The sequence below is a fragment of the Polaromonas sp. P4_H1 genome (genome assembly GCF_056400945.1).
This window is the reverse complement of record NZ_JBFUKG010000003.1, coordinates 52,349-66,410: the sequence shown is the minus strand read 5'-3', so window position 1 is coordinate 66,410 and position 14,062 is coordinate 52,349. Positions and strand designations below refer to the sequence as shown.

The 14,062-nt window shown below is 63.8% G+C and carries 14 protein-coding genes; 8 read left to right on the top strand and 6 right to left on the bottom strand.

Annotated elements, in window-relative coordinates:
- Positions 1–157 precede the first annotated feature (157 nt).
- From AC1DS5_RS05695 to AC1DS5_RS05670, 6 genes are all read right to left on the bottom strand, one after another.
- A complete protein-coding gene (locus tag AC1DS5_RS05695) occupies positions 158–1,306 on the bottom strand; it encodes a HupE/UreJ family protein (protein WP_477717289.1) in 1,149 nt (382 codons plus the stop codon).
- The gene (locus tag AC1DS5_RS05690; protein WP_477717288.1) at positions 1,303–2,511 is read right to left on the bottom strand and encodes a hypothetical protein; all 1,209 of its coding nucleotides are present in this window, start codon (positions 2,509–2,511) and stop codon (positions 1,303–1,305) included. The genes AC1DS5_RS05695 and AC1DS5_RS05690 overlap by 4 nt, the downstream gene beginning before the upstream one ends.
- A 59-nt stretch (positions 2,512–2,570) precedes the next feature.
- Positions 2,571–3,212, bottom strand: a complete 642-nt coding sequence (gene upp, locus AC1DS5_RS05685; RefSeq protein ID WP_477717287.1) for a uracil phosphoribosyltransferase — start codon at positions 3,210–3,212, stop codon at positions 2,571–2,573.
- 37 nt (positions 3,213–3,249) lie between these two features.
- Complete coding sequence (locus tag AC1DS5_RS05680) at positions 3,250–4,617, bottom strand: URC4/urg3 family protein (RefSeq protein ID WP_477717286.1); 1,368 nt, start codon at positions 4,615–4,617, stop codon at positions 3,250–3,252.
- Between the two features lie 27 nt (positions 4,618–4,644).
- Positions 4,645–6,009, bottom strand: a complete 1,365-nt coding sequence (locus tag AC1DS5_RS05675; protein WP_477717285.1) for a GTP cyclohydrolase II — start codon at positions 6,007–6,009, stop codon at positions 4,645–4,647.
- Positions 6,010–6,388: 379 nt separating this feature from the next.
- Positions 6,389–7,906 carry a helicase HerA-like domain-containing protein gene (locus AC1DS5_RS05670; protein ID WP_477717284.1) on the bottom strand — a complete coding sequence of 506 codons (1,518 nt, stop codon included), beginning with the start codon at positions 7,904–7,906 and terminating at the stop codon, positions 6,389–6,391.
- 131 nt (positions 7,907–8,037) lie between these two features.
- On the opposite strand from AC1DS5_RS05670, the gene AC1DS5_RS05665 reads away from it, so the two are divergent.
- From AC1DS5_RS05665 to AC1DS5_RS05630, 8 genes are all read left to right on the top strand, one after another.
- Positions 8,038–8,769: a YebC/PmpR family DNA-binding transcriptional regulator gene (locus tag AC1DS5_RS05665; protein WP_477717283.1), complete on the top strand. Its 732-nt coding sequence runs from the start codon at positions 8,038–8,040 to the stop codon at positions 8,767–8,769.
- A 2-nt stretch (positions 8,770–8,771) separates the two neighbouring features.
- A complete protein-coding gene (locus tag AC1DS5_RS05660) occupies positions 8,772–9,062 on the top strand; it encodes a hypothetical protein (protein ID WP_477717282.1) in 291 nt (96 codons plus the stop codon).
- The gene (gene purD / locus AC1DS5_RS05655; protein ID WP_477717281.1) at positions 9,059–10,351 is read left to right on the top strand and encodes a phosphoribosylamine--glycine ligase; all 1,293 of its coding nucleotides are present in this window, start codon (positions 9,059–9,061) and stop codon (positions 10,349–10,351) included. The genes AC1DS5_RS05660 and purD overlap by 4 nt, the downstream gene beginning before the upstream one ends.
- A 105-nt stretch (positions 10,352–10,456) precedes the next feature.
- Complete coding sequence (hemF, locus tag AC1DS5_RS05650) at positions 10,457–11,377, top strand: oxygen-dependent coproporphyrinogen oxidase (protein WP_477717280.1); 921 nt, start codon at positions 10,457–10,459, stop codon at positions 11,375–11,377.
- A 53-nt stretch (positions 11,378–11,430) separates the two neighbouring features.
- Complete coding sequence (gene nadD / locus AC1DS5_RS05645; protein WP_477717279.1) at positions 11,431–12,039, top strand: nicotinate (nicotinamide) nucleotide adenylyltransferase; 609 nt, start codon at positions 11,431–11,433, stop codon at positions 12,037–12,039.
- A 28-nt stretch (positions 12,040–12,067) separates the two neighbouring features.
- Positions 12,068–12,901 carry a ribosome silencing factor gene (gene rsfS / locus AC1DS5_RS05640; RefSeq protein WP_477717278.1) on the top strand — a complete coding sequence of 278 codons (834 nt, stop codon included), beginning with the start codon at positions 12,068–12,070 and terminating at the stop codon, positions 12,899–12,901.
- Positions 12,898–13,365 (top strand): 23S rRNA (pseudouridine(1915)-N(3))-methyltransferase RlmH, encoded by a 468-nt coding sequence (rlmH, locus tag AC1DS5_RS05635; RefSeq protein WP_477717277.1) that lies wholly within the window; start codon positions 12,898–12,900, stop codon positions 13,363–13,365. Before rsfS ends, rlmH begins: the two co-directional genes overlap by 4 nt.
- A gap of 77 nt (positions 13,366–13,442) precedes the next feature.
- Positions 13,443–14,051: a Maf family protein gene (locus AC1DS5_RS05630; protein ID WP_477717276.1), complete on the top strand. Its 609-nt coding sequence runs from the start codon at positions 13,443–13,445 to the stop codon at positions 14,049–14,051.
- The last annotated feature ends 11 nt before the right edge of the window (positions 14,052–14,062 follow it).

Below are 14,062 nucleotides of genomic sequence, written 5' to 3'. Positions count from 1 at the left end.
AATGCGTCAGTGGTCAGTGGTCAGTGGTCAGTGGAACGGGAGAGCTGCTGCCAGCCAGCGCGCCACACCGTGCTGGTTTTATCGTCACCCTCGGGGCAGGGTTTCCTCAGCGCCTGCGCCATCGCTGGCGGACCACAGAGCAATGCCAAAAACGATACTACAGATCAAACAGCCTTTGCACCAGCCACCAGCTTGCGAGCATGGCCACCAACAGTGAGCCGACCTTGAGCACGCCCACGCGGTAGAACTTTGTGGCGCGCAGCCAGAACGCCAGCGGCAAAAACACGGCGACGATGGCCAGCTGGCCCACTTCCACGCCGGCATTGAAGCCCACCAGCGCCAGCACCAGCGCATTTTGCGGCAGGCCCAGGTCGGCCAGCACCGAGGCAAAACCGAAGCCATGGAGCAGGCCAAACACGAAGGCCATCACCCAGCGCCGGCCCTCAATCGTGCCGCGCAGATTGTTCAGCGCCGCCACGACCACCGAGGCCGCGATGGCTGACTCGACCAGCCGCGAGGGCAGGCTGATGATCTGCAGCGCCGCCAGGCTGAGTGTGATGGAATGGGCCAGCGTGAAGGCCGTGACCACCTTGACCACCTCTTTGACAGCGCCGCCCAGCCGGGGGGCGGGTTCCCATTGGCCCTGGCGCCGCATCAGCACGGACGGCAGCAGCAGCGCCAGCAGAAACAGGATGTGGTCGTAGCCGATCCAGATATGCCAGACGCCATCGAGCAGGTACTGGCGCAGGGTTTGCCAGGCGCCGGCGGGTTGCAGCGCCAGTGACTGCTCGGCCGAGTCGGTGCCGAAGACCAGCGCCTGGGCGCTCTCGGTGCCGGGCGCTATCCATTGCACCAGGCCCCGGTGGGACGGGTCCACGTCGAACAGCAGGGAATAGCGCGCCTTGAGCACGCCGGATAGGTTGGCACACTGCGCGGTGAGGCTGAGCACGGCGTAGGTGCCGTCGCTGTGCCTGTCGAGCGCGAGCGGGCTGCTAGTGACCCAGGCGCAGGGCTTGTCAGCCACGGTGAGCTCCAGCCGGTTGATGGCCAGCCGCGTGATCTCGTCGCTGCGCTGCCGGACTTCGCCCCAGGTCAGTTCGCCATTGCCGTCGCGGTCGAGTTGCAGCACATAGTCGAGGTCGCGCAGGGCGATGTCCCAGCGCACGGCAATATCGCTGCTGCCGGAGGCGGCGCGCAGGGTCAGGTAGCTGTCGCTAGGCTTGTGGGCCCAGGCCGTGCCTTGCAAGACTTGCAAAAGCAGGGCGGCCAGCAGCACAAGGAAGCGCTTCACAAGGCCGCGCTTCATCGTGTGGCTCCCTGGGCGGCCAGCTGCGTGGCGAGTTTGTCAAATGCCGGATCTTCGTAGCGGCTGGTGCGCAGCCAGTCGAGGGCGGGCTGTGCGGCCTTGGCCTGGCCGGCGGCGAGCGCGGTACGCATCAGGATTTCGGCATCGCGCGGCTCTTTCTGGACCAGGTAGTTGCGGGCCGCCAGTGCCAGCGCCTTGGCGGCGTTGTGTTCGATGTCAAGCTCGAAGCGCGCCGCCTCCTGCTCGTGCAGCCGGTCGCCGCGCTGCGCAGCCGCTTGGAAGCGCTCGCGCAGCTGCCCGGCCCAGTCGCCAGCGCGCGTGTCGCCTGCGGCGGCGCCTGCCAGCGCCAGCCGCAGCAGCAGGACGTCGGAGCGTTCCCACCCGGCCAGCAGTTTCAGCACCTCTGCCGGTCGCTGGTGTGCCAGCAGGAAGTCTGCATAGGCTCCCAGCAGAAACTGGTCGGTGATGCCTTGCTTGAGTGCATCCCGGAAGTAGCCCTCCGCGGCGTCGTGGCGCTGCAGCCGCCACGCCATTTCTGCCAGCCGGGTGTCAAGCCACAGCAGCAACTCGGGTGAGGTCTGCGGTGCGGCCTTGCCAGCGGTGGCCAGTTGCCCGAAGGCGGCCTCGAGCTGGCCGGTGGTGGCACGTACATAGGCGATGCAACCCGCGCCCAGCAACGGCTCGGCCAGCGGCGTCAGCCGCTCGCAGTCGGCCAGGGCTTCAGCGTAGCGCGCCTGCACCATGAAGACGGCGGCCCGCCAGGACAGGGGCTCGGGCGAGGCGGGGTCCAGCTGGCTGGCTTTGGCCAGGCTGGCCAGAGCGCCTTCGAAGTTGTGGCTGTATTGCTGGATCAGCCCATGCAGCAGCCAGTAGCCGGACCCGGCCGCAGCCGGCGGAGCCAGCGGAGCGATCGTCGCAGAGGCGTAACCCACGTAGCGCGGGTCGCCCTGGGCCATGGCCATGTCGAAATAGCGCCGCGCGATTTCTACCCGCAGGATGGCGTCTTCCGGCCGCGCAGCGAGTTGCCGGCGCAGCGACTCGACACGCCTGAGCGCCGGATCGCTGGCCCGGCCGGGCAGGCGCTCGACGACTTCTGAATCACTGGCGGGGGTGTAGGGGGCGGCCTGAATAGCCGGGCAAAACAGGCTGGCAAGGCCCAGCAGCGCGGCGCCGGCGGCGCGCCGTGCAAACGTAGGTAAAAACATGCGGGGAGTGTAGCGGCTGCCTGACGGTTGCCTGGCGATTGCTAGCGGTTGCCTGACGGCTACTTGGTGCCGAAGATACGGTCGCCCGCATCACCCAGACCGGGCAGGATGTAGCCGTGGTCGTTGAGCTGGCGGTCGATGGCCGCGGTGTAGATGGCCACGTCTGGGTGGGCTTTTTGCAGGGCGGCGATGCCTTCCGGGCAGGTCAGCAGGCAGACGAACTTGATGGACTTCGGGTTGAGTTCCTTGAGCCGGTCGACGGCTGCAATGGCGGAATTGCCCGTGGCCAGCATGGGGTCGACGATAACGACGTCACGTTCCTGCATGTCGTGCGGCATCTTGAAGTAGTACTCGACCGCAGTCAGCGTTTTCGGGTCGCGGTACAGGCCCACATGGCCAACGCGCGCGCCGGGCACCACGCTGAGCATGCCCTCCAGGATGCCGTTGCCGGCACGCAGGATGGAAACGAAGACCAGTTTTTTGCCATCGATGACCCTGGACGTCATTGTTTCCAGCGGCGTTTCGATCTCGATCTCCTGCATGGGCATGTCGCGCGTGACCTCGTAGGCCATCAGCAAGCTCAGCTCGTTCAGCAGGGTGCGAAAGGTGTTGGTGGAGGCGTCCTTGCGCCGCATCAGCGTGAGCTTGTGCTGCACGAGCGGGTGGTCAATGACGTGGACTTTGTCGCTGCGAGTGGTCATGTTGTGATGCGCTTTATTCTTGATTCAAGCTATTGCTTCAAAAGACGGTGCCGTCGCTCTCGATGTTCAGGGGCGGCTGGCCGCCATGCAGTTGCTGTGCCAGTGCCCGCCCGGCGGCCCAGGTCCCCCCTTCAAGCACGCAGGCCAGCGGCATCTGCTCGGCAGTCAATCCTAACTGCTCGCGGACCAGCGGTGCAAGTTCGTCCAGCAGGGCCACCGTCAGTGCGCGCCATTCCACAATCAGCTCATCGCCGGCGCCATGCAGTTGCCCGGCCTGCGACTCATCCTTCAGGCGCAGCACGCCGGCGTCCAGGAAGAGGCCGCCGTTGCGGTATTCGGGCAGCCCGGTCAGCGCGTCCAGCCCTTGCACGCGAATGCCAGCCCATTCAAACGGCTCCAGCAGCGAGTAGGCGAGCCACTGCGACAGTTTGTGAAAAGGCATCCAGCCGTCGCTGAGGCTGGCCGGAGCGCTGCCGACCACACCACTGGCCACCCCGTTGGCCGCACTCTTGGTCGCACTACCGCCGCAAGCCGCGGCGTGCCGCCAGCAATCTCCCAGCGCAATGTTTTCAATGGCGTTCTGCGCGGGCCAGATGGGTGCCAGACCCGTCAGTAGCACCGACAGCAGCTCGTGTGCGTGAACGGCGGGCCGTTGTTCCTGATCTGTCTTTGTTTGTTCCGTCTCAACCTTGAACGATTGCTGTGGTTGTTGTTTAACCAGCAGGTCGAACAGGTGGCCGGGTCGCCCCGGCTGGCCAAACAGGGCCGGCTGATCCTGCAGTGCCTGGCCCAGGCGGCGCAGCAGCGCTGCACGCCCCTCCAGGCCCACCAGCGGATTGCTGGCTGTGACCTGAAAGGCCTGGCCCAGCCGTTCGGCCGTGACGGCTTTCAGTCCCTGGGTGTCGGCCTGCAATGGCAGTGATGGATCGCTGGAAAACAGGCCAGCCATGAAGGCATGAAAGCTGGCCACGCCCAGACCTTCCGACCGGCTGTATTCGTGCCCGGGGTGTTCCGCCTGCGCGGGCTCCCGGTAGGTCCAGTCGGGGCCGGCGCCGGCATCCAGCAGCACGCTGACCAGGGCCAGGTCGATTTGGGCGCGTGCCCGTTCAGCCGCCGAAACCTGTGCCAGCGCCGCGTTTAACTGGCCGGTCCGGTCCACGCCGCCGGCTTCAAAGTGCCGCCAGCGGCTGTGGTACGGAATCTTGAGATCCGGGTAGCGGGCGCGGGTCAGTTCGGCGACCAGTACGGCGGCGGTGTCCAGCGCCCCGTCGTTGACCGTGAACCAGGCCGACTCGCCGCGGCGTGCCCGTTCGAGCAGGGCGCGGGCCCGCGTCCGTATCGTTTCTGTAGAACGCAGTTCGGCCGCAGCCGACAGCAGTTGGGCGTCACCAGCTATTTTTTTCATGGCTGATGCGTCCGTAAAATTGGGGGCTCAGGTATCAAGTTCCCGTCCCTTGGCCTTTTTGAGCTCTTCGGCGTCGGGCACCGGCCCCGGCGTGAAATAGCCTGCGGCCATCTTGGCATCCATTTCCACGCGCGCATCTTCGGGAATCAGCGCGTCCGGAATATTCACGCGCTCGCCGATCTCGATGCCGGCCTTGATGATGGCATCGAACTTCATGTTGCTCATGGACACCAGGCGGTGAATCTTGCGCACGCCCAGCCAGCTCAGCACATCGGGCATGAGCTCCTGAAAACGCATGTCCTGCACGCCGGCCACGCATTCGGTGCGGGCGAAGTACTGGTCGGCGGTGTCGCCGCCCACCTGGCGTTTGCGCGCGTTGTAGACCAGGAACTTGGTGACCTCGCCGAGCGCCCGGCCTTCCTTGCGCGAATAGGCCACCAGGCCCACGCCGCCGCGCTGCGCACCCTGGATGCATTCCTCGATGGCGTGGGTGAGGTAAGGGCGGCAGGTGCAGATGTCCGAGCCAAATACGTCCGAGCCGTTGCATTCGTCATGCACCCGCGCTGTCAGTTCAATGGCGGGGTTGGCCAGGTCCTGCGGGTTGCCAAAGATGTAGACGGTCTGCCCGCCGATGGGGGGCAAAAACACCTCCAGGTCGCTGCGGGTGACGAGTTCGGGGTACATGCCGCCGGTTTCCTCGAACAGCACGCGGCGCAAGTCGGTTTCGCTGCAACCAAAGCGCCGGGCCACCTCGGGCAAATACCAGACGGGCTCGATGGCGGCCTTCGTGACCATGGCGGCGCCACCGTCAGTCAGGTACTTGCCGTCGGCCTTGAGGCGCCCCGACTGCAGCGCCTCAATGACTTCAGGCAGGATCACATGGGCCTTGGTGATGGCGATTGTCGGGCGGATGTCGTAGCCGGCGGCCAACTCGGCGGAAAACACGTCGGCCACCGCGGCGCCCCAGGGGTCCAGGGAAACGATGCGGCCGGGTTCGCTCCATTGGGGATAGGGGCCGATCAGGTCGGTGGGCGTGGTGTTGGTGAGGTCTGCCCTGTGCTGGCGCGACAGAGCGCCTGACGCGATGGCCAGCGCGCGGTAGACGCTGTAGGAGCCGCTGTGCGTGCCGATGACGTTGCGGTGGCTGCGCCGCGTGGTGGTGCCCACCACCGGCCCGCGTTCGGCCGCGCTGGCCGCACCCCAGTGAATGGTCAGGGCGCCCTGGCCGCCGGCGTGCGAGGTCAGGCGGATATGGCGGGGTGAGGTGGACGAATCGGAAGAAATGGATGAAGCGGACGAGGCGGACGAAATGGACGAAGTGGCGGATGGCGCAAGGGATGAGGCTGGCGCGGACGCGGCATCGACAGATTTCGCGGCAACTTCAGAGGGCATTGTGTGTCCTTCCAAAATCCCAATGTAGCGACGGCTGTTGAGCTTGACAAGCCCGGAACGCCTTGCCGGTCGCTAATTTGCGACAGGCGGCGCGGCGGCTACATGACGCAGGGGGAACAGGGCCAGAGCAGCGGGGCGGGCGGCATGCCCAGCAGGCGTCCGAGTACTGCCCGGCAGCATATCGCCGCCTGTGGCATTGCAACAGGGCCGTGATGAACGGCGATGTTGCTTTGGCGTCTTTTAGAGCCACTAACAAAACCCTCCTGGCGTCGTTGTGCCGCCTTGCCGTGCTACAGCACTGTCTGCGGCGGCACGCCTGGCCAGGACCACTGCGCTGGGTTTTGCTAGCGGCTCTTAGTCTTTTACTCTTTTATTTGGCTTAGCGCCGCTTGCCGCCAAAAATACCGCCCAGCACGCCCCGGATGATCTCTCGCCCGACGGCGGAACCCATGGTGCGGACGGCCGACTTGGCCATGCTTTGCGCCAGGCCTTCGTGCCGGCCGCCGCGTGGGCCGGTGCTGCCAAACAGCACATCGTTCAGGCCACCCAGGATGCCGCCGGAGGCAGACTCGCCCGCCGCGCCGCCAGCGGGGGCTTTGGCCGCCGCTTCGGCCGCGGCATCAGCGCGCCCCTTGATTTTTTCGTAGGCGGATTCACGGTCGACTTCCTTTTCGTAGACGCCCGCGACCAGCGAGTTTTGCAACAGCGACTGGCGTTGCTGGGGGGTGATTGGGCCGATCTGGCTACCGGGCGGCAGCACATAGACGCGCTCGGTGATGCTGGGGCGGCCCTTGCTGTCGAGAAAACTCACCAGCGCCTCGCCCACGGCCAGCTCGGTGATGGCCGTCTCGATGTCCAGCCCGGGTTTTTGTCGCATGGTCTGGGCGGTCGCCTTGACGGCTTTCTGGTCGCGCGGCGTGAAGGCGCGCAGGGCGTGCTGCACCCGGTTGCCCAGCTGGGCCAGGACGGAGTCGGGAATGTCCAGCGGGTTTTGCGTCACGAAATACACGCCCACGCCCTTGGAGCGCACCAGGCGCACCACCAGCTCGATGCGTTCAACCAGCACCTTGGGTGCTTCATTGAACAGCAAATGCGCTTCGTCAAAGAAGAACACCAGCTTGGGTTTTTCAGGATCGCCGATTTCGGGCAACTGCTCAAACAGCTCGGACAGCATCCACAGCAGGAAGGTGGCGTACAGGCGCGGCGAATTCATCAGCCGGTCGGCCGCCAGGATGTTGATCATCCCGTGCCCGGCGCCGTCGGTTTGCATGAAGTCGCTGATGTTGAGCATGGGCTCGCCAAAGAACTTGTCTGCGCCCTGGCTTTCGATCTGCATCAGGCCGCGCTGTATGGCGCCCACGCTGGCGGCGCTGACGTTGCCGTATTGCGTGGTGAACTGGCCGGCGTTGTCGCCCACGTACTGCAGCATGGCCCGCAGGTCCTTCAGGTCCAGCAGCAGCAGGCCGTTGTCGTCGGCAATCTTGAACACGAGGTTGAGCACGCCTGCCTGGGTCTCGTTGAGGTTGAGCATGCGGCCCAGCAGCAGCGGGCCCATGTCCGACACCGTGGCGCGAACGGGGTGCCCCTGCTCGCCGAACACGTCCCACAGCGTGGCCGGGCAGGCCAGGGGTTCGGGAGCCTCAATGCCGCGCTCCTTGAGGATGCCGGCCATTTTTTCACCGATGCTGCCAGCCTGGCTGATGCCGGTCAGGTCTCCCTTGACGTCCGCCATGAAGACGGGCACACCGATTTTCGAGAAATTTTCAGCCATCGTTTGCAGCGTGACGGTCTTGCCGGTGCCGGTGGCGCCGGTAATCAGGCCGTGGCGGTTGGCAAGCCCCGGAATAAGCTCACAATGGATAGACGCATTCTTGGCAATCAATAAGGGTTCGACCATGGCAGTGTCCTGGGGTGTAAGGAAGCTTGCAGCTCATCCCGATCCGGGCTACAGGGCCTCGCAGGGGGCTATGCAGGGCTTCCTAAAAGTAAAATGATGGACGTAGATTAAATCAATTACGAAGGATTTCCGTGGCTGGTCATAGCAAATGGGCGAATATTCAACACCGCAAGGGTCGCCAGGATGAAAAACGCCAGCGGGTCTGGACACGCGTGATGCGGGAGATCATGGTCGCGGCCCGTATGGGTGGGGGTGACCTGGGCACCAACCCGCGCCTGCGCCTGGCTGTTGACAAAGCCAAGGCTGCCAACATGCCGGCCGATAACGTGAAGTACGGCATCGCCAAAGCCACCGGCAGCCTTGAAGGCGTTCACTATGAAGAAGTCCGTTATGAAGGCTACGGCTTTGGCGGGGCGGCCATCATTGTCGATTGCATGACGGACAACCGGGTGCGCACCGTGGCGGAAGTTCGCCATGCGTTTGCCAAACACGGCGGCCACATGGGGACCGAAGGTTCGGTGGCTTTTCAGTTCAAACACTGTGGCCAGCTGATTTTTGCGCCCGGCACCAGCGAGGACAAGGTCATGGAAGTGGCGCTGGAAGCGGGTGCCGACGATGTGATCACGCATGACGACGGCGCCATCGAGGTGCTGACGCCCTACACCGATTTTGAAGCTGTCAAAAAAGCGCTGGAGGCTGCCGCGCTCAAGCCCGAGCTGGCCGAAGTCACCATGCGTTCCGATAACATGATCGAGCTGACCGGCGAAGATGCCCGGAAGATGCAAAAGCTGCTGGATGTGCTGGAAGACCTGGACGACACGCAGGAAGTCTTTCACAATGCCGCGCTGGACACATCTGAGTGACCATGGAGCAGAACACCGATACCGCGCAGCGGTTGGCTCGCATCGAAAACCTGCTGCAGGAAGGAAACCGCCTGCGCAGCCAGGCGATGGACCTGCAAAAGGAATCCCTTGCCATGCAGAAGTCGCTGGTCGATGAGACCCGCGCCAACATCGTGAAGGCCGGCACGGTCAATGACCAGGCGCTCGAATTGCAGCGCCGCGGCCGGGCCGTCGTCAAGATCGTTCTCGGTGTCGTCTTTTTTCTTATTTTGTACCTCAGCTATTTGCTGTTTTTTAGATTGAACCTCCCGTGAAAGTTCTTGTTATTGGCGGCGGCGGCCGTGAGCACGCGCTGGCCTGGAAACTGGCCCAATCGCCCAAGGTACAGGCGGTGTATGTGGCACCGGGCAATGGCGGCACGGCGCTGGATGCGCGGCTGGAGAACATCAGCATCACCGACGTCCAGGGGCTGCGCGCATGGGCCCTGGCCGAAAAAATAGCCCTTACCGTGGTGGGGCCGGAGCAACCGCTGGCCGCCGGCATTGTCGATGAATTCCGCGCCCATGGCCTCAGGGTGTTTGGCCCGACCAAAGCGGCCGCCCAGCTGGAAAGTTCCAAGGCTTTTTCCAAGGCCTTCATGAAGCGCCACGGCATTCCGACGGCTGAATACGAAACCTTTACCGATGCCGTAGCGGCGCACGCCTACGTCGACGAAAGGGGTGCGCCCATTGTGGTCAAGGCCGATGGCCTGGCGGCCGGCAAGGGCGTGGTGGTTGCCATGACGCTGCATGAGGCGCATGAGGCGATCGAGTTCATGTTGGCCACCAGCCCGGACCACAACGTGCTGGGCGTCACCCACAACGAGGGTGGTGCGCGGGTGGTGATTGAGGAGTTTCTCCAGGGCGAGGAGGCCAGTTTCATCGTCATGTGCGATGGCAAAAACGTGACCGCCATGGCCACCAGCCAGGACCACAAACGCCTGCTGGACGGCGACCAGGGCCCAAATACGGGTGGCATGGGGGCGTATTCACCGGCCCCCGTGGTGACGCCGGATGTGCATGCCCGCGCCATGCGGGAGATTATTCTGCCCACCATCAAGGGCATGGAAAAAGACGGCATTCCCTTCACCGGTTTCCTTTACGCCGGCCTCATGATTGATGGCCAGGGTCGGCCCAAGACGCTCGAATTCAACTGCCGCATGGGCGACCCGGAAACCCAGCCCATCATGATGCGGCTGAAAACCGATCTGTTTGACGTGATGATGGCGGCCACTTCCGGCACCCTTGATCAGGTCGAACTGGAGTGGGACCGTCGTCCGGCCCTTGGTGTGGTGATGGCGGCGCACGGTTACCCGCTCAACCCGCGCAAGGGCGATGTCATCCATGGCCTGCCTAAAGCCGCCGAAGACGCCATGGTGTTTCACGCCGGCACCCTCAAGCAGGACGGCGCCACCGTTACTGCGGGTGGTCGCGTGCTGTGCGTCACTGCGCTGGGCGGCACGGTCAAATCGGCCCAGCAGCGCGCTTACGAGGTCGCCCAGTCCATTCAATTTGACGGCGCCCAATACCGCAAGGACATCGGCCACCGGGCCATCAAGTCCTGATGGGCGCAGCTTGGCGCCCAGGGCTGGCGGTGCCGGATTCCGGTGCCCTGTCGGTGCCGGGTGCCACTGCGGCCTGTAACATGGGTCATTACGTGGGTCAATGAGATGACTGATCTTTTGGGCGTTCGCACCTTTTTGCTGGGACTGCAGGAGCGCATCACCGCAGCCGTTGCTGAACTCGATGGCGGGCAATTTTTGGCCGACCCCTGGCAAAAGGAGCCGGGCGAGCCCTTGCAGGGAAACGGCATCACCAAAATCCTGGAGCAGGGCCAGGTGTTTGAGCGCGCGGGTTGCGGGTTTTCGCATGTGCGCGGCCCCAGGTTGCCTCCCTCGGCGACGCAGCACCGGCCCGAGCTTGCCGGCGCGCCGTTTGAGGCCATGGGCGTGTCGCTGGTGTTTCACCCCCGCAATCCCTATGTACCCACCGTGCACATGAACGTGCGCATGTTGGCTGCCACACCGATTTCCGCCGGTCCGGCAGATGCTGTGTGCTGGTTTGGCGGCGGTATGGACCTGACGCCCTATTACGGGTTTGACGAGGATGCCGTGCATTTCCATCAGACCTGCAAGGATGCGCTGGCGCCGTTCGGCAGCGACAAATATCCGCGCTTCAAGCAATGGTGTGATGAGTATTTTTATCTCAAGCACCGCCAGGAGCAGCGCGGCATAGGCGGCATATTTTTCGATGATTTCCAGGAGCTGGGCCTGGACCAGAGCTTTGCCATGATGCAAAGCGTGGCGGACTCCTTCCTTCAAGCCTACCTTCCGATCGTGAGGCGGCGTCAGAACCTGCCCTATGGGGAGCGCGAGCGCAATTTCCAGCTTTACCGGCGTGGCCGCTATGTGGAATTCAACCTGGTTTGGGATCGCGGCACGCATTTTGGCCTGCAGTCGGGCGGTCGCACCGAGTCCATTTTGCTGTCCATGCCGCCGCTGGCCAGCTGGGCCTACCAGCACCAGGTTGAAGCCGGCTCCCCCGAAGAGCGCCTGTACAAAGAGTTTCTGATCAGGCGGGACTGGGTTTGAGTGCCGCGACCCCTTCCCCGGAAGAGCCTGCCGTCCAGCAGCAGGAGACGCAGGTGAGACGCATCGGGGTGTTTGGTGGGGCGTTCGATCCGCCGCACAATGCCCACGTGGCGCTGGCGCTGGTGGCCCTGGCCCAGCTGGAGCTGGACGCGCTGCACATCATTCCTACCGGGCAGGCCTGGCACAAGGCCAGGCAGCTCAGTGCGGCTGTTCACCGGCTGGCCATGACTCGGCTGGCGTTTCAGGACCTGCCGCGCATTGTGCTGGACGAGCGCGAATTGCAGCGTGCGGGGCCGACCTTCACGATTGATACGCTGGAGGCTCTACAGGCGGAAAATCCGCAGGCCCGGCTCTACCTGATCATCGGTGCGGACCAGTTTTCGGCGTTCCGGCAATGGCACCGCTGGAGGGATATTCTGCAACTTGCTATAATTTGTATAGCTGGTCGCATAGAATCCACGCTGGATCAATCCAAATTTGATGCCTATCCGGGGCAAAGCAGCCGCTTTTTGACGCTGGAACTGCCCCTGATGCCTGTCAGCGCAACCCATATCCGCCATCTGATGGCTTCGGGTGCAGCTACCGCCGGGGAAATCGCGCACTTGGTCCCTGAGCCGGTTGCGCGTTATATTTCGCTCCACCAGCTTTACAGTCTCCCTTAATTCCACCCTCATTGAAGCAAAGCCCTGCATGACCTCTATCACTGTCAAAACCACCAGCACCGCCGACAAGAAAGATGTGCAGAAATTGCAGCGGGCCATCATTGACGGCCTGGAGGATGTCAAGGCGCAGGACATTCAGGTATTTGACACAGAGCACATCACCTCGCTCTTTGAGCGCGTGATCGTTGCTTCCGGAACCTCCAACCGCCAGACCAAGGCCCTTGCGGCCAGCGTGCGCGATGCCGTGCGCGACGCGGGTTTTGCCAAGCCCCGGATTGAAGGAGAAGACAACGGAGAGTGGATCATCGTGGATTGCGGCGCTGCCGTCGCGCACATCATGCAGCCCACGATCCGCCAGTACTACCATCTTGAAGAACTCTGGGGCGAGAAGCCGATCAAGTTGAAGCTGGGAGCACCCGCACCGTTGGTGAAGGCGTCAAAGCCCGAACCCGCGGCAGAGCCCAAACCGAAAGCCGGTGCAAAACCGAAAGCAGGCGCCAAGGCCGGAACAAAATCCACCGCTGCACGCGGCGCGCGCATTGCCAAGCCGGCCGTGAAAACAGTGGTCAAGGACCATGCCCCGGGGTATGTGGGCAAGGTCGGAAAAACCAGTGACTGGACCGCCAAACGGAACCAGGCAACACCCGCCGCCGAGCCGGTAGCGAAAGCGGGCAGGGCAACGGCCAAGCCTGCGGCCGCGAAATCCGCTGCAAAACCTGCCGCAAAGCCGGCTACCAGGACACCGATCGTGAAAGTGCCTGCGCCCAAAAGGGCTCCGGCCAAGAAAGCTGCCGCCAAGACCGCGGCCAAGACTGCAGCCAAGAAGCCGGCAGCCAGGAAATCCGCCCCCCGGAGCAAATGAGGCTGACGATCGTAGCCGTCGGCCAGAAAGTGCCCGACTGGGCGCAAACGGCTTACGACGACTACGCCAAGCGTTTTCCGCCCGAGCTGAAGGTCGAACTCAAGGCGGTTAAAACCGAGCCGCGCGCATCCAAAACCCTCGAGAACCTGCTGGCGGCTGAACGCGCACGCATTGAAGGCGTCATCAGCCGCGGAACCCGCGTGGTGGCGCTGGATGAACGCGGTACCGCAGTGACCACCGTGGCGCTCGCCGAAAAACTCAAGGTATGGCAATTGTCGGGTGACGACGTGGCCATCGTGATCGGTGGGCCGGATGGGCTGGATGCCGCCTTCAAGCAGTCAGCGCATGAACGCCTGCGCCTTTCCGATCTGACCCTGCCACATGCCATGGTGCGGGTGTTGCTGATCGAGCAGCTTTACCGGGCCTGGAGCATCACCATCAACCATCCCTATCACCGCGAATAGCATGGTGTTCACGTCTGACGCCGTGTCTGGTTTTTTACGGGCTGCCCGCGGGCAACCGGGTCCCCGTGTGAGTAGCCATGCCTGCTGCTGATTTTGTTTACCTGGCTTCGCAAAGCCCGCGGCGAGCCCAGTTGCTGGAGCAGCTCGGCGTGCGCTACCAGCGTCTGGCGCCCGCTGCCGGCGAGGACACCGAAGCGCTGGAAGCCGTGCTGGGCAAGGAGTCTCCGGTGGCTTACGTCAAGCGGGTAACCCGCCTCAAGCTGGACGCGGCGAGCGAACGCGCGAAGCGCCAGGGGCTGGCCCCGGCACCTATTCTGTGCTCGGACACCACCGTGGCCCTGGGCCGGTCGATTCTGGGTAAGCCCGAAAACGCGGCTGAAGCGACCCGCATGTTGCGCCAGCTCTCCGGTGCCACCCATCGCGTGCTCACCGCAGTGGCCGTGCAGCAGGGACGCCGGCGGACTGAGGCGCTCAGCATTTCCCGCGTCACGTTTGCACCGATGACCGCGGCCCAGATCAGGTCCTACGTCGCGTCGGGCGAACCCATGGGGAAAGCCGGCGCCTATGCGGTGCAGGGCAGGGTGGCCATGTACATCTCGCATATCAGCGGCAGTTATTCCGGGATCATGGGATTGCCCCTGCATGAGACTGCATGGCTCCTGCGCGCCGCCGGCCTCAAAATCTAGCAGTGGCCAGC